The sequence below is a fragment of the Rhizobium sp. CBN3 genome, assembly GCF_030518245.1.
Classification (GTDB): domain Bacteria; phylum Pseudomonadota; class Alphaproteobacteria; order Rhizobiales; family Rhizobiaceae; genus Rhizobium; species Rhizobium aethiopicum_A.
The window spans coordinates 128361-146458 of sequence record NZ_JAULSE010000009.1; the positions used below are offsets into that span (position 1 = coordinate 128361).

Sequence of the window (18098 nt, forward strand, 5' to 3'; positions counted from 1 at the left end):
CGGCCAGTCCTATTTCTGCGCGCCGCGTTTCAAGTGCTCATCCAGGCGCGGCATGATCTCGACGAAATTGCACGGCACGCTGCGATAGTCGAGCTGTGCTTTCAGGATACCGTCCCAGGCGTCCCGGCAGGCGCCGGGCGAGCCGGGCAGAGCAAAGATGAAGGTGGAGTTGGCAACACCCGCGGTGGCGCGCGACTGGATCGTCGCCGTGCCGATCTTATCGTAGGAAATACGGTGGAAGACGGCGGAAAAGCCATCCATGCGTTTTTCGAAAAGCGGTTCCAGCGCCTCGGGCGTCACGTCTCGGCCGGTAAAGCCGGTGCCGCCTGTGGTGATGACGACGTCGATCTCATCCCGCTCGGTCCAGGTTTTGACCTGGGCGGCGATTTTCTCCCGGTCGTCGGGCACGATTGCCCGCTCGACCAGCCTGTGGCCAGCCTCGGCGATCCGCGCCGCCAGCGTATCGCCGGACTTGTCCGTCTCCGGCGTGCGCGTATCCGAGACCGTGAGAACCGCTATGCCGACGGTGATGAAGGGCCGTTTTTCATCCAAACCTGCCATCACATGCCTCCCGAAACCGTTTCCGTCGCTTGGAAATACCAGTCGGGCCGCGCCGCGTGAAGAGCCGCCGCCGCATCTCGCGCGGCGGCCATGTCGGCAAAGATCCCGAAGCAGGTGGCGCCGGAGCCGGACATGCGGGCAAGAAGAGCGCCCTCAGCCTGCAGCATCGCCGAGATCGCCGCAATTTCGGGCACGGCCTCGCGCGCCGGTGGCTCCAGGTCGTTGCGAGCCGCGCCGATCGCCGCCAGCCAGCCGGCGGTCTGTGCGAGGTTCAGGGGCGGATTGTTCTTTGCCGTGAGCCGGCGGAAAACCTCCGGCGTCGGAACCCCCTTTAGCGGGTTGGCAAGCACCATGGCGAAGGCCGGCAGATCCGGCACGGCTTCGATCTCCTCGCCGATGCCGCGGGCGATCAGCGGCCGGCTCTCGAGGCACATGGGCACGTCGGCCCCAAGCTTCAGAGCCAGCGCCGCCAGCGTCTCCACCGGCAACCCAGTGCCCCAGAGGCGCATCAGCCCACGCAGGGTCGCCGCCGCGTCGGCCGAGCCGCCGCCGATGCCGGAGGCAACGGGCAGGTTCTTCTGGAGGTGGATGTGAACAGGGAAGGCGAGGCCGCCCACGACTTCGCGCAGGAGGTCGCGCGCTCTGAGCACCAGATTGGTGCCGCCGTCGCCGGCAAGCGTCTCGCCGAAGCGGCCCGACAGGGTGAAGGCGTCGGCCTGCGCCGGCAGGAAGCCCAGCCGGTCGCCGCAATCGGCGAAGGTCACCAGCATATCGAGCAGGTGATAACCGTCCGGCCGCTGGCCCGTCACATGCAGGGCGAGATTGATCTTCGCGCGCGCCTCTTCGGTGACGCCGAAAGCGTCGGCCAAGCCCTGCTCAGGCATCGGTCGCGCCCGTCAGGACTTCTTGTCGACCGGCGGCGGCGTGACCGGCGCCGGATCCGGCTGCTTCTTGTCTGCCGCCTTGGCATCGTCGTCAGCGGGCAGGCCGTTTGCGACCTTTTCCTTGATCTTCGGAATTTCGGCCGCTTCAGGCTCGGAGGCGAGCGCCCGGTTCCACTGGTAGACGGCTTCGAGCTTGCGCCCGACGCGCCAGTAGGCATCGCCGAGATGGTCGTTGATCGTCGCGTCGCCGGCCTTGATCTGCGCCGCCCGCTCCAGCTCGTCGACGGCGTCGTCGAAGCGGTTGAGGCGGAAATAGGCCCAGCCGAGCGAATCGATGATGTAACCGTCGTCAGGGCGGAGATCGACGGCCTTCTTGATCATGGCGAGGCCTTCGTCGAGGTTCCGGTTCATGTCGATCCAGGAATAGCCGAGATAGTTCAGCACCTGCGGCTGGTCGGGGTTGAGCTCCAGGGCCTTGCGGAAATTCGGTTCGGCCTGGTCCCACTTCTTCAGCCGCTCATAGGCGATGCCGCGCTGGAAGAAGACGCTCCAGTTGGCGCGGCCGGGGATCGGCCCGATCGCTTCGACCGCCTTGTCGTAATTGGCGGCCATCGCCTCGTAGTCCTTGGCGTCGGAGAGCACGCTGCCATAGGCGAGGTAGCTGCGGATGTCCTTCGGATCCGAGGCGATCAGCGCCTGCAGGTGCTTGCGCGCCTCGTCGACCTTGCCGCCCTGGGCAAGGGCGAGGCCGAGCTGCAGCTCGGAGATGCGCCGCATCGGCGAATCTTCCGGCACCTTCTTATAGAGGGAGATGGCGCGGTCCATCTGGTTCTGCTTTTCGGCGATGCCGCCGAGCAGCACCAGTGTATCGGCGCTGTTGGGGTCGAGCGCCTTGGCGGTCTGCAGGTAGAGCGAGACGATATCCTCGGCGCCATCGCGGTTCAGAGCACCGCCGACGGAGAAGAGCACGCCGGCAGCGCCTTCTTCGGCGGTCTTGACCTGCTGCTCCTGCTTTTCGCCCTTCTCGATGCTGTCGCGTAGCGCATTCAGCGGCGCATAATTCGGCAGCAGGTTATCGCCGACCGAAACAGCGTCGAGCGCCTTCTGCTTGTTGCCCTGCGCGGCCTCGAGGCGGGCAAGCGCCATCACCGCTCGCATGAAGGTGTCGGGCGCCGTCGCCCCGCCTTCCTTGTCGAGCACGGCGTCGTTCAGATGCTGGCGGGCCGATTTCACGTCGCCGGTGACGACGGCGATGGCGCCGGCATTGTAGTTCTGGAAGATGCGGAACCAGTCCGGCCCCTTCATCTTCTCGACCATGGCGAGCGCTTCCTTGCCGCGGCCGGCGCCGACCCGGGCCCAAGCGAGCAGCAGGTCGTTCATCATCCGGTCGAGATCGTTCGGCCCCTTATATTTCAGGATCGACTCGGCGGTCTTGTAGTCGTCGCGGCGCACGGCATCCATGCCGCGCACGATCGTGGTGATGCGCTCGACCGAGGGATCGCCCTTCAGATCGTTGGCGTATTTGACGCCTTCCTTGATGTCGCCGTTGAGCAGCAGCGAGATCATCAGCCGCTGGCGAATCTCGGGATTGCCGGGCTCGATCTGCAGCGCCTTCTTGTAGAGCGCTATCGCGGTCTCGTAATCGTGATCGACATCGGCTGTGCGCGCGGCGAGGAAGGCGCCTGAGAACGTGGTGACGTTATCGGCATCGAAGAAGCTCTCGGCTTTGCCGGCATCGCCCGCCTTGGCCGCATCTTCGGCACTCACGCCGGCAACACCGCCAAGCGAAAGGACAGCCGCCAGCGCTGCGCTCGTAAGAAGACGGATGGCAATTCTCTGCCGCATTAGAAAACCTTTCTTCGAGAGCGTCCGGCCGCTGCCGGTCGCAAATCAGTCGTCATCACTGAGTCATAACAGGATGGCTTTTTTGGAGCGGCGCTGCAAGAAAATCAGCCTCGATCGCGGCGTTCGATCAATTGACGCGCTCGATGCAGAAGTCGATCACTTCCATCAGGGCGGATTTCCATACCGTATCGGGAAGCGGCGCCAGCGCGTCGCGCGCGATCGTGCCGTAATGGACCGCCCGGCCGATCGTGTCGCTCAGCGTGCCATATTTGGTGATCAGCCCGAGCGCTTTTTCCAGGTTGGCGTCGCTGCTGTTGCCGGCCTCGATCGCATCACGCCAGAAGGCGCGCTCCTCCGTGGTGCCGCGGCGATAGGCGAGGATGACGGGCAGCGTGATCTTGCCTTCGCGGAAATCGTCGCCGACATTCTTGCCGAGATCGGCGGCCTTGCCGCCATAGTCAAGCGCATCGTCGACGAGCTGAAAGGCGAGGCCGAGATTCATGCCGTAGGATTTCAGCGCATTGCGGCCGGAGCGGCCGGCATCGGCAACGATCGGCCCGACTTCGGCGGCAGCCGCGAAGAGAGCCGCCGTCTTGGCGCGGATGACGGAGAGGTAATCGTCCTCCGTCGTCTCCATGTTCTTGGCGACGGAAAGCTGCAGCACTTCGCCTTCGGCGATCACGCAGGCAGCGGACGACAGGACGTCGAGCGCATCGAGCGAGCCGACATCGACCATCATGCGGAAGGCCTGGCCGAGCAGGAAATCGCCGACCAGCACGCTTGCCTGGTTGCCCCAGATCATCCGCGCCGTCGATTTGCCGCGGCGCAGGTCGCTTTCGTCGACGACGTCGTCATGCAGCAGTGTCGCCGTATGCATGAATTCGACCGAGGTGGCGAGCTTGATGTGGTTTTCGCCGCGGTAGTCGAACAGCGAGGCGGCCGCCAGCGTCAGCATCGGCCGCAGCCGCTTGCCGCCTGATGAGATCAGATGGTTGGCCACTTCGGGGATCATCTGCACGTCGGAGCCGGCCTTGGACAGAATGAGCTGGTTCACCCGCTCCATGTCAGCCCGGGTGAGATCGACCAGCGGCTTGATGGATGCCAGTTTGTTTTTGCTTTCTTCAAGCGGTATGACCACGCCCAACGACCCGGACTCCTGTTCACTCATTGCATCTGACAATAGAAAGGGGCGATGGACGCGGCAAGGGGTGAATTGTCGCGTCAGCCGAAATTGGAAGGAAAACGACGGCAAATGCATGAACTTATCCGCGCCAACGATCCTGTCCTGCTCTCCTTCGCCGAGAGCCTGATGAAGGATGCCGGAATTCACTGCTTCATCGCCGATCAGGGCATGAGCGTGCTGGAAGGCTCGCTCGGCATGCTGCCGCGCCGCCTGCTGGTGGATGAGGACATGGCCAACCAGGCCCGCCGCATCCTGATCGACGCCGGCCTCGGCGGCGAGCTGCGCGACAGGACGTGAGCGGGCGATGACCGGCGGACCCGCTGAAACCATCGATGCCTTCCATCGCGGCGCCTTTCATCTCGTGCAGCCGAAGGGCAGGGGCCATCGCGCCGGCATGGATGCGATGCTGCTGGCCGCCCTCGTCGCCGACGATCGCCCGGTCAGGGTTGCCGATCTCGGCGCCGGCGCCGGTGCCGCCGGCCTCGCCGTCGCCTCGCGCCTTGCCAATGCAGAGGTGGTGCTGTTCGAACGCTCTGCCGAAATGGCCGATTACGCCCGCCGCAGCATCCTTTTGCCGGAAAATGCCCATCTCGCCGGCCGCCTTAGTGTCGTCGAGGCCGATGTGACGCTGACCGCCAAGGCGCGCAACGATGCAGGCCTTGCCGATGAAAGCTTCCATCACGTAATCATGAACCCGCCCTTCAACGATGCCGGCGACCGGCGCACGCCCGATTCGCTGAAAGCCGAAGCCCATGCGATGACCGATGGCCTGTTCGAAAGCTGGATCCGCACCGCCGGCGCCATCATGATCCCGGGCGGGCAACTGTCGCTGATCGCCAGACCCGAGTCGATCGCCGAAATCATCGATGCCTGCGGCCGGCGCTTCGGCGGCATCGAAATAACAGCCATCCATCCGCGCCCAGGGGAAAATGCAGTCCGTATCCTGGTGACCGCCATTAAGGGTTCGCGGGCGCGGCTGTCGCTGCGCGCGGCCCTCGTCATGCACGAAGAGGGGAGCCACAAGTTCTCCCCTCTCGTCGATGATTTCAACAATGGCCGGGCGGCCTATGCCAGGCTTCGACCGTCAAACGCTAGCCGGTGACGAAGTCGAAGAGCAGCTTGACGTTCAGCCCGGCGATGACGATAGCGATCACATAGGCGATGCCGCTCAGCCAGCGCGGCGCGACGAGTTCGCCCATCTTGGCCCGGTTGGCGGTGAACATCACAAGCGGGAAGACGGCGAAGGAAAGCTGCAGGCTGAGCACCACTTGGGTGAGGATCAGCAGTTCGGCCGTGCCCTGGTTGCCGTACCAGATGGTGACGACCGCCGCCGGCACGATGGCGATGGCGCGGGTGATCAGCCGGCGCACCCACGGTTTCAGCCGGATCTTGAGGAAGCCTTCCATGACGATCTGGCCGGCAAGGGTTGCCGTCACCGTCGAGTTGAGGCCGCAGCAGAGAAGCGCGATGCCGAAGAGCGTCGGCGCGATCGCCAGGCCGAGCAGCGGCGACAGCAGCGCATAGGCATTGCCGAGCTCGACGACATCGGTCTTGCCGTTGGCATTGAAGGCGGCGGCCGCAAGGATCAGGATCGAGGCATTGATCAAAAGCGCGAAACACAGCGCGACGGTCGAGTCGATCGTCGCAAAGGTCAGCGCCTCCTTCTTCTCGGGGATCGTGTGACCATAGGCCCGCGTCTGCACGATGCCGGAGTGCAGATAGAGATTGTGCGGCATGACGGTCGCGCCGAGGATGCCGAGCGCCAGGTAGAGCATTTCCGGGTTGGTGACGATTTCGGTCGTCGGGAAGAAGCCGGTGATGACGGCGCCCCATTGCGGATCGGCCAGGAAGATCTGTACGCCGAAGCAGAGCGCGATGACCCCGAGCAGCGCGATGATGAAGGCTTCCACCCAACGGAAGCCGAGCCTCTGCAGAAAGAGGATCAGGAAGACGTCGAGCGCGGTGATCAGCACACCGAGTTCGAGCGGGATACCCATCAGCAGGTTGAGGCCGATCGCCGTGCCGATCACCTCGGCAATGTCGGTGGCGATGATGGCGATTTCCGCAAAGGCCCAGAGCGGCACCGAGACGTATTTCGGAAAGGCGTCGCGGCAGGCCTGCGCGAGGTCGCGACCGGAGGCGATCGCCAGGCGCGCGCAGAGCGATTGCAGCACGATTGCCATCAGGTTGGAAAGCAGGGCGACGGTGAGCAGCGCATAGCCGAATTTCGAGCCGCCGGCGAGCGAGGTCGCCCAGTTGCCGGGGTCCATGTAGCCGACGGCGACCATGTAGCCCGGCCCGGCAAAGGCCGCTGCCCGGCGCCACATCGAGCTGTGACGCCCCGTTCCGACGGTGCGGTAGACATCCGACAGCGACGCCTCTCCGCGTTCGTGTCGCCAGCCGCTGTTTGCATTGGGATTGAGGGCATCCATGCCATTTCCACCTGTTTATCGTCCGTGCACTATGACCGATTAGAATGATAATGCAAGTCATTCGCAACAAGAAAATCAATCCGGTGTTTTTCAGGAACGCGGCCATTGCGTTTGTCGTTCCAGCGCATACATGGATGCGATCGCGAAATGATGTTCGTGCGACCTGAAGCGAAGGATGGGAAATGGCCGGATTCTTGAGAAAGCTGCTGCCGAAACGGTTCCGCAAGGAGGGCCTCACCATTCCCGTCGTCAGGCTGCAGGGTGCGATCATCAGCGGCGGCGGCCAGTTCCGGCCCACCCTCAATCTCGCCAATGTCGCCCCGGTCCTGGAAAAGGCCTTCGCCATGAAGGAGGCGCCGGCGGTTGCCATAACAATCAATTCGCCGGGCGGCTCGCCGGTCCAGTCCCGCCTGATCTTCACCCGCATTCGTGAGCTCGCCCGCGAAAAGCAGAAGAAGGTGCTGGTCTTTGTCGAGGATGTCGCCGCTTCGGGGGGCTATATGATCGCGCTTGCCGGCGACGAGATCATCGCCGACGCCACCTCGATCGTCGGATCGATCGGCGTCGTCTCCGGCGGTTTCGGCTTTCCCGAACTGCTGAAGAAGATCGGCGTCGAGCGCCGCGTCTATACGGCCGGCGAAAACAAGGTGATCCTCGATCCGTTCCAGCCGGAAAAGGAAAAGGATATCGAGTACCTCAAGAGCCTGCAGCTCGAAATCCATCAGGTCTTCATCGCAATGGTGCGCGAGCGCCGCGCCGGCAAGCTGACGGATGATGCGACGGTGTTTTCCGGCCTGTTCTGGAGCGGTACCCGCGGCCTCGAGCTCGGCCTCATCGACGGCCTCGGCGACATGCGCCAGGAATTGAAGCGGCGCTACGGCCAGAAGACCCGGCTGCAACTCGTCACCGCCGGCCGCGGCCTCTTCGGCCGCCGCATTCCGGGTGTATCGCCGATCTCCCTCGAAGGCGCGGGGGCAGGTCTCGCAACAGGACTTGTCGAAGCAGCGGAAGAGAGAGCATTGTGGAGCCGCTTCGGGCTTTGAGAGGAGCAAGAGAGGGGCATGGCACAGCTTATCACGATCCTGATCCTGGTGTTCTCAGCCTGGTGGCTCTACCGCCGCTTCGTCTCCGATGCCCGCAAGCTCGCCGAAAAATCGCGTCGCGCCGAAAAGGAACGCCAGACCGGCGCGATCGGCACGCTGGTCAAGGATCCGGCCACAGGGGAGTATCGGCTGAAGCGGGAGGAAGAATAGGTCTTGATTCCCCTTCTCCCCAGCGGGGAGAAGGTGCCCGTAGGGCGGATGAGGGGGCCGCACGCACCGGCAGGCTTGACAGTATTATCGCGCGCTTGACCGAATAGATATTGGGAGAGGGCGTGCCGTGTCGCCCCCTCATCTGCCTGCCGGCATCTTCTCCCCGAGGGGAGAAGGGACATGCCGCGCCGGTGCGTGCTCGAGTTGCTACGGCGGCTGAATCTCTCTTGCGTATTTTAGCCAGCCGCCCGATGCCGCAAAACCCTTGACCCCTGCCGCCCTCCATGGCACCTGTCGCGCCGATAATTCCCAAGCCAGCGGTGCCATCCCATGTCAGCTCTCCCAGACCATATGAACCCGAAGCGCTCCTTCCAGGCGCTGATCCTGACCCTGCATAGCTACTGGGCGGACAAGGGTTGTGCGGTGCTGCAGCCCTACGACATGGAGGTCGGCGCCGGCACCTTCCACCCGGCAACGACGCTGCGCGCCCTCGGCCCCAAGCCGTGGAAAGCGGCCTACGTCCAGCCCTCCCGCCGTCCGTCCGATGGCCGTTATGGCGAGAACCCGAACCGGCTGCAGCATTATTACCAGTATCAGGTCATCCTGAAGCCGAACCCGCCTAACCTGCAGGAGCTCTATCTCGGCTCGCTGGCCGCAATCGGCCTCGATCCACTGCTGCACGACATCCGCTTCGTCGAGGACGACTGGGAAAGCCCGACGCTCGGCGCCTGGGGTCTCGGCTGGGAATGCTGGTGCGACGGCATGGAGGTCTCGCAATTCACCTATTTCCAGCAGGTCTGCGGCATCGAATGCGCCCCGGTCGCCGGCGAACTGACCTATGGTCTCGAACGCCTCGCCATGTATGTCCAGGGTGTCGACAATGTCTACGACCTGAATTTCAACGGCCGCGAGGGCGACGAGAAGATCAGCTATGGCGATGTCTTCCTGCAGGCCGAACAGGAATATTCACGTCACAATTTCGAATTCGCCAATACCGAAATGCTGCATCGCCATTTCGTCGATGCCGAGAAGGAATGCCGCGCGCTGCTCGATGCCGGCGCCCCCGGCCAAAGCGACAATCAGCGCCTGCACAAATGCGTCTTCCCGGCCTATGACCAGTGCATCAAGGCCAGTCACGTCTTCAACCTGCTCGACGCCCGCGGCGTCATCTCGGTCACCGAACGTCAGAGCTATATCCTGCGGGTGCGCACGCTCGCCAAGGCCTGCGGCGAAGCCTTCCTGCTGACCGACGCCGGCGGCGTCAACTTGTCCAAAGAGGCGGCATGACGCAAAAGCCTGCCAGCCGTATCGTCCATCTCAACGGCTGGCCAGGCACCGGGAAGCTGACGGTCGGCCGCTTGCTGGCGAGAAGGCTCGGCGCGCGGCTCATCGACAATCACACGCTGCTTAATCCGGCCGAAGCTCTTTTCGCCCGCAGCAACCCTCTGCATCCATCACTGCGCGAGCAGATTCGGCGAGCGTTTTTCGACCACGCCGTCCTCGCCGACCCGGCTGAAAGCTTCGTCTTTACCGATGCTCTTGCCGATGACGAGCATGATGGTGCGATGTTCTCTGGGTATCTCGATCTGGCCGCCGCCAGAGGCGCGGATCTGGTCGCGGTTCTCCTCGATTGCGCGCCGGAGGAGAATGCCAGGCGCCTCATCTCTTCCGGCCGATCCGAGGCGCTCAAGCGACGGATACGGCGAAGCTGCAACAGCTCCGGGCGAACTATAAACTGTTGCGCGGACTGGCTGAATACACAATCGAAATTGATACGACGGACCTTTCGCCGGAGCAGACGGTGGCCCGAATTCTCGCGTACATCATTGACGACAGCCGAGAATCCGGTGTCGTTGTTACCCAAAGTGCGGCGAAACCTTCCTGCTGACTGATGCGGCGGCGTTCAACTGACGAGCGAGGCGGCGTAAGCAGCCTCGAAAATTTCCGTCGCTCCAAGGCCAGCCTCTTTTGTATTGCGCAAACCATCACCACGTTGTCACATATTGCGATAATGCAAGGTATCTCTTTTGAATGAATGATATTCTTTACTTTAAGTTTTCAAATGAGAATTTCGCCGCCAGGATGTTGCGTCTTTTATCATGGCCAATCTTATGCGCTATGCTAGTCGTTCTGACCTCGTGCAGCGATTTTGACCGGGAGTTCACCGTCCAGTCGGCAAGCAGTACGGTTGAAGTCTATACCGACGGCACCGCCTTTGTGTCGGAGTTCTTCGACATCGCAGTCAAAAAGACGGAGAATTACGGCGGCGTTTACGTTGATATCCCTCAACGTTTCACAGATGCGTCAAACGGGGTTCACTGGCGAGATTTCGAACTGGTTGCAGCCAGACGTGACGGACTCGACGAATATTATTTCAAAGAAAACAATGTGCCGGGCTACTCGATTTATATCGGCAAGGAGCACTGCAAACATTGCCCTGCAGATTTGTCCCCCGGTGTTACAAAGATCCAGATCGTTTACTGGCTCGGCCGCCTGGTTCATCAGGAAAGCGATCGCGAGGTTCTCTCCCTGCCGGCCTATATGAGCCGCGTCCATGGCCAGGGCGCGAAAAAGACGCTGACGCTGAAGCTGCCGCGCGGTGGAACGTTACGCCCTTCGCAACAGGATCCGGCGGCCTATGAGGTCATGCAGAAAGCACCGAATGAGTTTGTAGTGTCTATTGCGGCAGGCAAGGGGGATCGGGTTCTGCCGGACATCGAGGTCGAATATCCCACCAGGACCTTTGTGACGGTAACGAGCGGCAACCGGGTGAGGTGGTGGCTGTCCGATCATTTGCTTCTATTCATCAGCATTTTGGGACCGTTCCTCACCGGTCTGTTTGTCATCACTAGATCAGGGCAGGGCTGGCGATTGCCTGCACCTTCAATTGCTGTCGATAGCAAGATGATGGAGAGCATCTCGCCTGCTTTGGCGGCCTATTTGTTTTCAAACTGGAAGTCGGAAGCGGCAAAAGCAGCCTTCATGGCGTCTGCGTGCCATCTCGCAGTGAAAAAAATGCTTCGCATTTCCAGCCTTGGTGAGAATGCCGAAGCTTCGGATTTGTCTGCCAGGCAAGTGCGCAAGAAGGGCAAGGTGGCGCGCGCCAGATGGTATGGTCTTCCGGCCGTGACGCGCCTGGTGTTTGGGCAAATTGAAAAAGAACGGCCCGCCGATGGTCGGCGCAAGATCTTGTATGCTTTGTATGGTTTCGAACGTGAATTGCACAAGACAGTCGTTGCCGAGTATCACAAAGCCAGAGGTGGCATAGATCGGGGCGCGTTGGCGACCGCTGTTACTATTCTGCTTCTTGGCGTTGCCATCGCTTATTTTTCGGGTCTGCTGCTCTTTTCCGCAGCTATCTGCGGCATATTACTAATTTCTGCCGTGATTGTGATAGCATTCCTGCACCCGGAGCGGGTTTCTTGGCCGACCGATTTCAGGCAGGCGTTCGGTCTATATGTCGGTGTTCCGGCACTAATGATTTTTGCGCTTGTCTACATTTGCACCACTGAGGTTATCAGCGAACAGCAGCCGTATCTCCTGGCGATTTTGCTGAATATCGCAGGCATCGTCATTATTCCGAGGGTGGCGCGCATGGCGACGCCGAAGCAGCGACAGATGCGCAACAGCGTTCTGACGTTGGACGGTTACTTGCGCGGCGAACTCGATGGTCCTGCAATGTCGGTAGAATGTTATGAACGCTATCTGCCGTTCGCGGTTGCCCTTGATGTCGAGCATTGCTGGACTGAACGCTTCAATCTCTGGCGAGAAAGCCAGAAGATGCAGGCCTATGTTCCCGATTGGCGGATAGTCTCCTAGACGAACGGATTCCCCAAGTCTCGTCGAAATCGTCCGAAGACTTGTTTCGCCAAGATGACTTTGTCATGCCGAATCACTAACGTGCGATCATCAAATCGGGGAGCCCATCTGCATGTATGTGATACTCGCTCTTATCGCTGTCATCGCGCTCTATCTCATCTTCATCTACAACGGCCTGGTGCGTTCCCGCCAGATGGCGGAAGAAGCCTGGTCGGGCATCGACGTGCAGCTCAAGCGCCGGGCGGATCTGATCCCGAACCTGATCGAGACGGTCAAGGGCTATGCTGCCCATGAGAAGTCGACGCTCGAAGAGGTGGTTGCGCTCCGCAACAAGGCGCAGGCCGTGCCATCGGGCGATGTTGCGGGCAGGGCGCAGGCGGAAGGGCTGCTCGGCCAGGCGCTCGGCCGGGTGATCGCGCTTGCCGAAGCCTATCCCGATCTCAAGGCCAACCAGAATTTCGCCGAACTGCAGGCTTCGCTCGAAACCCTGGAAGGCGAGCTGCAGATGGCGCGGCGTTACTACAATGGTGCGGCCCGCGACCTGAACGTCAAGGTCGAAAGCTTCCCCTCCAATCTTGTTGCCGGCCAGTTCGGTTTTGCCAAGCGGGAGTATTTCGAAATCACCAACGAGGCCGATCGCGCCGTTCCCAGCGTCAAATTCTGACGATCCGGCATTTTGCCTTTGCAAAAAACCGATTAAGAGCAGGAGCAGACGGCGACGCGCTTTAGCCTCGCTCATGGACGGAAGAAACAGCATGACACGCACAGCCAAACTCACGATCATCCCGCCGGGCGGGCCGCTTTTGGGCCGCGCCATGCCGCCGGGTTCGAAGTCGATCACCAATCGCGCCCTGCTGCTCGCCGGCCTTGCCAAGGGCACCAGCCGGCTGACCGGCGCGCTGAAGAGCGACGATACGCGTTATATGGCCGATGCGCTGCGCGCCATGGGGGTCGCGATCGACGAGCCAGACGATACCACCTTCGTCGTCACCGGCAGCGGCAGGCTCACGCCGCCGAAGGCGCCGCTTTTCCTGGGCAATGCCGGCACGGCCACACGCTTCCTGACGGCGGCTGCGGCTCTCGTCGACGGCACCGTCATCGTCGACGGCGACGAGCACATGCGCAAGCGCCCGATTGGTCCGCTGGTCCAAGCGATGCGCACGCTCGGCATCGATGCGAGCGCCGAGACCGGCTGCCCGCCGGTCACAGTCAGGGGCACCGGCCGCTTTGAGGCCGACCGGATACTGATCGATGGCGGGCTGTCCAGCCAATATGTTTCGGCGCTGCTGATGATGGCGGCGGGCGGCGACCATCCGGTCGACATCGAACTCGTCGGTGAGGATATCGGCGCGCTTGGCTATATCGATCTGACCACTGCGGCGATGAAGGCCTTCGGCGCCAAGGTCGAAAAGACCAGCCCGGTCACCTGGCGCGTCGAGCCGACCGGCTACCGCGCCGCCGATTTCGTCATCGAGCCGGATGCATCCGCCGCGACCTATCTCTGGGCGGCCGAGGTGCTGACCGAGGGCAAGATCGATCTCGGCGTGCCGAACGATGCCTTCACCCAGCCGGATGCCAAGGCCTACGAGACGATCGCCAAGTTCCCGCACCTGCCGGCCGAGATCGATGGTTCGCAGATGCAAGATGCCGTTCCGACGATTGCCGTGCTTGCCGCCTTCAACGAGACGCCGGTCCGCTTCGTCGGCATCGCCAATCTGCGCGTCAAGGAATGCGACCGCATCCGCGCCCTGTCCACCGGGCTCAACAATATCCGCGAAGGTCTGGCCGTCGAAGAAGGTGACGATCTGATCGTCCACTCCGATCCTGCACTCGTCGGTCAGGCACTGCCGGCCGAGATCGACACCTTTGCCGATCACCGCATCGCCATGAGCTTTGCGCTCGCCGGCCTCAAGATCGATGGCATAACCATTCTCGATCCCGATTGCGTCGGCAAGACCTTCCCCGCCTATTGGCGGACGCTCGCCGCCCTCGGCGTGACCTATCGGGATAAGGATTGAGGCAAGCCACAGTCGAGGCTGCCGACGGGGAGACAGGGATGGGGCGTCGGTTTTTCGGTTTTTGCTTTGCGCTGCTCCTGATGCTTGCCGCCCCGGCGGCCTTTGCCGCCGAGGTCATCGACAGTTTCGCCTCCGACATCGCACTCGAAAAGAGCGGTGCGATGACGGTGACGGAAACCATCACCGTCAATGCCGAGGGTAACCGGATCAATCACGGCATCTTCCGTGATTTTCCGCTCTATTTCACCGATGCAGGCGGCCGTCGCCGCAGCGTCGATTTCGATATGGTGTCGGTGACGCGCGACGGCGACGACGAGCCCTGGCACACGGAATCGATATCCGGTGGCATCCGCATCTATGCCGGATCCGCCGAGGTGACGGTGACGCCGGGCCATCATCGCTACGTCTTCACCTACAGGACCAACCGTCAGATCCGCTATTTCGACGATCACGACGAACTCTATTGGAACGTCACCGGCAATGGCTGGATCTTTCCAATCCGCTCTGCGACAGCAACGGTGACGCTGCCGCCTGATGTCAGCGCGACGGGGACGATCTTCTTCACCGGCCCGCAGGGCGCCAGAGGAAAGAATGCCCGTGTCAGCGAAAGCGGGGCCGGCCTTGTCTTTTCCACCACCGCGCCTCTTGGCCCCAATGAAGGCCTGACCTTTGCGATCCGCATGCCGAAGGGCTCGATCGATCCGCCGAGCGCGGACATGGAAAGCACCTGGTGGCTGAAGGACAACCGCAATTATTTCATCGGCTTCGGCGGTCTGCTCCTGGTTTTCGCCTATTATCTCAGATCCTGGCTGAAGGTTGGCCGCGATCCTGCCCGGGGCGTCGTCGTGCCGCGCTGGGATGCGCCTGACGGCATCTCGCCGGCGCTGGTCAATTATATCGACAACAAGGGTTTCTCCGGCGGCGGCTGGACGGCGCTTGCCGCTACCGCGCTCAATCTTGCGGTGCGCGGTTACGTCAAGCTCGAAGACCTCAAGGATTCGATCATCATCCGCGGCACCGGCAAGCCGCTTGGCAAGGAGAAGTTCCAGGCCGGCGAGGCCGAACTGCTGAAAGTCGCCGGCGGCGAAGGCAGGACGCTGACGATCGACAAGGCTAATGGCGAGCGGGTAAAATCGGTTGGGCAGTCCTTCCGTTCGGCGATCGAGAGGGAGCATCGCGGCAGATACTATAATTCCAACATCGGCTATACCACAGGCGGCATCGCCCTCAGCGCCGCCGCCCTGGTGGCCCTGTTCGTCTTCGGCTCGCTGGAGCCCGATACGATCGTGCTGATGCTGATCCCGATTGCCATCTCGGTCTTCATTGCCGTCTTCATCGCCGGTTTGGTCAAGTCGCTGCACCACGGTCGATCGCTGTTCGCCAAGGTCATGGCCGTCATCGCCGCGGCGGTCGGTGTTTTCGTCGGCGTCGGCATTCTTTCCATCATTGTCCTAACGCTTGCCTCGTCGCTGGTGGAACTGCACGAAACGCCGATGCTCTTTGCCGTCGGCGGCATCGTGCTGCTCAACATCCTCTATGTCTTCATCATGGGCGCGCCGACCCGGCTCGGCGCCAGGATGATGGATGGCGTGGACGGCCTGCGGCAATATCTGACGCTGGCCGAAAAGGACCGCATGAACATGGCCGGCGCCCCACGAATGTCGCCGCAGCATTTCGAGACGCTGCTGCCCTACGCGGTGGCTTTGGGTGTCGAAAAGCCCTGGTCGCGCACCTTCGAGACCTGGCTTGCGGCTGCTGCCGCCGGCACGGCCGCAGCCTACGCGCCCTCCTGGTATTCCGGTGATTTCAACAGCGGCAGCTTCTCCGACCGCGTCGGCGGTTTCTCCTCGTCGATGGCGTCTACCATCGCCTCCACGATACCCTCGCCGCCGCCATCGAGTTCATCCTCCGGTTTTTCCGGCGGCGGCTCCTCCGGCGGCGGTGGCGGAGGCGGGGGAGGCGGGGGCTGGTAAGCTTTCCCGCTTGACCTTTCGGCCCTCGGCCCTTAACCGCCTGACGGAACAGGAAAGGGATCGCGCATGAAGGTTCTGTTGATCGGATCGGGCGGACGCGAGCACGCGCTCGCCTGGAAGCTGGCGCAATCGCCGTTGATGAGCGAATTCTACGCCGCCCCCGGCAATCCCGGCATTGGCGAACATGCCATCCTCGCGCCCTTGAATGTCGAGGACCACGAAGCAGTCGCCTCTTTCTGCAAGGACAAGGCGATCGATTTCGTCGTCGTCGGACCCGAGGCGCCGCTCGTCGCTGGCCTCGCCGACCGGCTGCGCGCCGATGGCCTTTCGGTCTTCGGGCCCTCCGCCGGTGCCGCCCAGCTCGAGGGCTCCAAGGGCTTCACCAAGGATATCTGCGCCCGCTACGGCATCCCCACCGGCGCTTACCAGCGCTTCAACAACGCGCCGAAAGCCAAAGCCTATATTCGCGCCCAGGGCGCTCCGATCGTCGTCAAGGCCGACGGGCTGGCCGCCGGCAAGGGCGTGACTGTTGCGATGACGCTCGATGAGGCGCTTGATGCCGTCGACGACTGCTTCGAGGGCGCTTTTGGCGCCGCTGGCGCCGAAGTTGTCGTCGAAGCCTATCTCGATGGCGAGGAAGCGAGCTTCTTCTGTCTCTGCGATGGAAAACATGCGCTGCCGCTGGCGACCGCCCAGGATCACAAGCGGGTGGGCGAGGGCGATACCGGCGTCAATACCGGCGGCATGGGCGCCTATTCGCCGGCGCCTGTGATGACGGCCGAGATGGTCGAGCGCACCATGAAGGAGATCATCGAGCCGACGATTCGCGGCATGGCCGAGAGCGGTCATCCCTTCTCCGGCGTGTTTTTCGCCGGACTGATGATCACGAAGAAGGGGCCGGAGCTCATCGAATACAATGTCCGCTTCGGCGATCCGGAATGTCAGGTGCTGATGATGCGGCTGAAGAGCGATCTGCTGCCGCTGCTGCTTGCCACCGCCAATGGTACGCTCGATCAGGTGAGCGCCGAATGGAGCGACGATCCGGCGCTGACAGTGGTCATGGCCTCGAAGGGCTATCCCGGCGCCTATGAGAAAAACACACCGATCCAGTCCCTGCCCGAGGCAGGCGAGGGCGAGAAGGTGTTTCATGCCGGCACGGGCATGAAGGACGGCGTGCTGGTCGCAACCGGCGGCCGCGTGCTCAACGTCACCGCGTCAGGCGGCACGGTTGCCGAGGCGAAGGGCCGCGCCTATGCCCTGCTGGATAGGGTTCGGTGGGAAAACGGCTTCTGCCGGCGTGACATCGGCTGGCGCGCGATCGAGCGCGAAAAAGCCTCGAACGACGCATAAATCGTCGCGTTCCTTAAATTTTTATCCTTTCCCCTGACGGGATGGAAACGAAGCTGCGCTATACCGCTGTCGTAGTGAGACGGAGGTGCGTTGATGCGTCAGATTTTCCTCGGTGCGGCAGTCCTGCTGATGGCAGGCTCGGCGATGGCCTCCTCGATCGAGGTGATCGGCAAAACGGCAGGGCGTGCCGAAGGCAGCATCGTCACTGAACGCTGCACTGCTTGCCCGCCGCTACAGGCCGAGCAAAGCCGCAAGGACTATACGGTGCCGGAACTGAAACCCGGCGTCCTCCAGGCAAGCGAAGTCCGCGACGTCGGCGGCGAAACGAAGATCTTCCGCACCGAAGCCTGGATGGGCGGTTCGCCCGTCGTCTTCGTCAGCAAGGCAACGCCGGAAGCCCTGGCTGCCGCCGAACCTTCGATGGCTCCCGCCCAGGGCATCGACATGAACGCAACGACCGCAGCCGTCATCGGTGGCGATGCCAGGCCGGTTGCCGCCGGCATGGTTGAGCAGCCGGCGGCTCCCGATGTTTCCGAATTCAAGCTGCGTTTCTAAAAAACACGGCGTCGGACGGCCATGTGCCGCTAAGCCAAGTCGCTGCAACAGTTCCCTGCCCCTGCCCGATCAAGGTTCCGATCGCTTGGGGTTCCACCGCGGTGGAGCGAATGCACCCTCGAAGAGAAGCGGGGGTGCATTCCTGCGTTGAGGACCCGGCAGATCTGCATTGTAACTCTGCCCCCTGATTTTTAGGGAAATTCGCGTCGTTTTGAATAAAATTAA

Annotated in this window: 16 protein-coding genes and 1 pseudogene; 12 read left to right on the top strand and 5 right to left on the bottom strand. The window is 62.3% G+C overall.

The features are described from left to right. Window positions 1–9: 9 nt before the first annotated feature. The 4 genes from moaB to QWJ46_RS15660 all read right to left on the bottom strand — a co-directional run bounded on the left by moaB (window position 10) and on the right by QWJ46_RS15660 (window position 4434). Window positions 10–561: a molybdenum cofactor biosynthesis protein B gene (gene moaB, locus QWJ46_RS15645; RefSeq protein ID WP_302752024.1), complete on the bottom strand. Its 552-nt coding sequence runs from the start codon at window positions 559–561 to the stop codon at window positions 10–12. Next, entirely contained in the window at window positions 561–1445 is an 885-nt protein-coding gene (locus tag QWJ46_RS15650; protein ID WP_302752025.1) for a 4-(cytidine 5'-diphospho)-2-C-methyl-D-erythritol kinase, read from the bottom strand. The genes moaB and QWJ46_RS15650 overlap by 1 nt, the downstream gene beginning before the upstream one ends. A 12-nt stretch (window positions 1446–1457) precedes the next feature. After that, window positions 1458–3290 (bottom strand): tetratricopeptide repeat protein, encoded by a 1833-nt coding sequence (locus QWJ46_RS15655; RefSeq protein WP_302752026.1) that lies wholly within the window; start codon window positions 3288–3290, stop codon window positions 1458–1460. Between the two features lie 127 nt (window positions 3291–3417). Beyond that, window positions 3418–4434 carry a polyprenyl synthetase family protein gene (locus QWJ46_RS15660; RefSeq protein ID WP_285194730.1) on the bottom strand — a complete coding sequence of 339 codons (1017 nt, stop codon included), beginning with the start codon at window positions 4432–4434 and terminating at the stop codon, window positions 3418–3420. A gap of 108 nt (window positions 4435–4542) precedes the next feature. Between QWJ46_RS15660 and QWJ46_RS15665 the strand changes: the two genes are divergently transcribed. After that, window positions 4543–4770, top strand: a complete 228-nt coding sequence (locus tag QWJ46_RS15665) for a DUF2007 domain-containing protein (protein ID WP_184460491.1) — start codon at window positions 4543–4545, stop codon at window positions 4768–4770. Window positions 4771–4777: 7 nt separating this feature from the next. Continuing rightward, on the top strand, window positions 4778–5575 hold the full coding sequence (locus tag QWJ46_RS15670) for a tRNA1(Val) (adenine(37)-N6)-methyltransferase (protein ID WP_302752027.1): 798 nt from the start codon (window positions 4778–4780) through the stop codon (window positions 5573–5575). Here the strand turns inward: QWJ46_RS15670 and QWJ46_RS15675 are convergent. Continuing rightward, complete coding sequence (locus QWJ46_RS15675) at window positions 5565–6905, bottom strand: Nramp family divalent metal transporter (RefSeq protein ID WP_184460489.1); 1341 nt, start codon at window positions 6903–6905, stop codon at window positions 5565–5567. The two genes, QWJ46_RS15670 and QWJ46_RS15675, sit on opposite strands and share 11 nt — an antisense overlap. A gap of 182 nt (window positions 6906–7087) precedes the next feature. On the opposite strand from QWJ46_RS15675, the gene QWJ46_RS15680 reads away from it, so the two are divergent. The 10 genes and pseudogenes from QWJ46_RS15680 (at window position 7088) to QWJ46_RS15725 (ending at window position 17873) form a co-directional block, all read left to right on the top strand. After that, window positions 7088–7948 (top strand): S49 family peptidase, encoded by an 861-nt coding sequence (locus QWJ46_RS15680; protein WP_302752028.1) that lies wholly within the window; start codon window positions 7088–7090, stop codon window positions 7946–7948. An 18-nt stretch (window positions 7949–7966) separates the two neighbouring features. Further along, a complete protein-coding gene (locus QWJ46_RS15685) occupies window positions 7967–8158 on the top strand; it encodes a hypothetical protein (protein ID WP_184460487.1) in 192 nt (63 codons plus the stop codon). A gap of 330 nt (window positions 8159–8488) precedes the next feature. After that, window positions 8489–9445, top strand: coding sequence for a glycine--tRNA ligase subunit alpha (locus QWJ46_RS15690; protein WP_064694016.1), 957 nt, complete (start codon window positions 8489–8491; stop codon window positions 9443–9445). Beyond that, a pseudogene (locus QWJ46_RS15695) lies at window positions 9442–10046 on the top strand (AAA family ATPase). The gene QWJ46_RS15690 and the pseudogene QWJ46_RS15695 overlap by 4 nt, the downstream one beginning before the upstream one ends. Window positions 10047–10240: 194 nt before the next feature. Beyond that, window positions 10241–11977 (top strand): DUF2207 domain-containing protein, encoded by a 1737-nt coding sequence (locus QWJ46_RS15700; protein ID WP_302752097.1) that lies wholly within the window; start codon window positions 10241–10243, stop codon window positions 11975–11977. A gap of 112 nt (window positions 11978–12089) precedes the next feature. Next, entirely contained in the window at window positions 12090–12641 is a 552-nt protein-coding gene (locus tag QWJ46_RS15705; protein ID WP_184460484.1) for a LemA family protein, read from the top strand. Window positions 12642–12732: 91 nt separating this feature from the next. Beyond that, entirely contained in the window at window positions 12733–13995 is a 1263-nt protein-coding gene (locus QWJ46_RS15710) for a 3-phosphoshikimate 1-carboxyvinyltransferase (protein WP_302752030.1), read from the top strand. 38 nt (window positions 13996–14033) lie between these two features. Beyond that, window positions 14034–15968: a DUF2207 domain-containing protein gene (locus QWJ46_RS15715; RefSeq protein ID WP_302752031.1), complete on the top strand. Its 1935-nt coding sequence runs from the start codon at window positions 14034–14036 to the stop codon at window positions 15966–15968. 66 nt (window positions 15969–16034) lie between these two features. After that, window positions 16035–17318: a phosphoribosylamine--glycine ligase gene (gene purD, locus QWJ46_RS15720; RefSeq protein WP_302752032.1), complete on the top strand. Its 1284-nt coding sequence runs from the start codon at window positions 16035–16037 to the stop codon at window positions 17316–17318. Window positions 17319–17411: 93 nt separating this feature from the next. Continuing rightward, window positions 17412–17873 carry a plant virulence effector HPE1-like domain-containing protein gene (locus QWJ46_RS15725; RefSeq protein WP_302752033.1) on the top strand — a complete coding sequence of 154 codons (462 nt, stop codon included), beginning with the start codon at window positions 17412–17414 and terminating at the stop codon, window positions 17871–17873. Window positions 17874–18098: the final 225 nt, after the last annotated feature.

Excerpts from the sequence above, each read along its gene's own strand:
- moaB (WP_302752024.1), bottom strand. The coding sequence starts at position 561 with ATGGCAGGTTTGGATGAAAAACGGCCCTTCATCACCGTCGGCATAGCG.
- QWJ46_RS15650 (WP_302752025.1), bottom strand. The coding sequence starts at position 1,445 with ATGCCTGAGCAGGGCTTGGCCGACGCTTTCGGCGTCACCGAAGAGGCG.
- QWJ46_RS15655 (WP_302752026.1), bottom strand. The coding sequence starts at position 3,290 with ATGCGGCAGAGAATTGCCATCCGTCTTCTTACGAGCGCAGCGCTGGCG.
- QWJ46_RS15665 (WP_184460491.1), top strand. The coding sequence starts at position 4,543 with ATGCATGAACTTATCCGCGCCAACGATCCTGTCCTGCTCTCCTTCGCC.
- QWJ46_RS15670 (WP_302752027.1), top strand. The coding sequence starts at position 4,778 with ATGACCGGCGGACCCGCTGAAACCATCGATGCCTTCCATCGCGGCGCC.
- QWJ46_RS15675 (WP_184460489.1), bottom strand. The coding sequence starts at position 6,905 with ATGGATGCCCTCAATCCCAATGCAAACAGCGGCTGGCGACACGAACGC.
- QWJ46_RS15680 (WP_302752028.1), top strand. The coding sequence starts at position 7,088 with ATGGCCGGATTCTTGAGAAAGCTGCTGCCGAAACGGTTCCGCAAGGAG.
- QWJ46_RS15685 (WP_184460487.1), top strand. The coding sequence starts at position 7,967 with ATGGCACAGCTTATCACGATCCTGATCCTGGTGTTCTCAGCCTGGTGG.
- QWJ46_RS15690 (WP_064694016.1), top strand. The coding sequence starts at position 8,489 with ATGTCAGCTCTCCCAGACCATATGAACCCGAAGCGCTCCTTCCAGGCG.
- QWJ46_RS15700 (WP_302752097.1), top strand. The coding sequence starts at position 10,241 with ATGTTGCGTCTTTTATCATGGCCAATCTTATGCGCTATGCTAGTCGTT.
- QWJ46_RS15705 (WP_184460484.1), top strand. The coding sequence starts at position 12,090 with ATGTATGTGATACTCGCTCTTATCGCTGTCATCGCGCTCTATCTCATC.
- QWJ46_RS15710 (WP_302752030.1), top strand. The coding sequence starts at position 12,733 with ATGACACGCACAGCCAAACTCACGATCATCCCGCCGGGCGGGCCGCTT.
- QWJ46_RS15715 (WP_302752031.1), top strand. The coding sequence starts at position 14,034 with ATGGGGCGTCGGTTTTTCGGTTTTTGCTTTGCGCTGCTCCTGATGCTT.
- purD (WP_302752032.1), top strand. The coding sequence starts at position 16,035 with ATGAAGGTTCTGTTGATCGGATCGGGCGGACGCGAGCACGCGCTCGCC.
- QWJ46_RS15725 (WP_302752033.1), top strand. The coding sequence starts at position 17,412 with ATGCGTCAGATTTTCCTCGGTGCGGCAGTCCTGCTGATGGCAGGCTCG.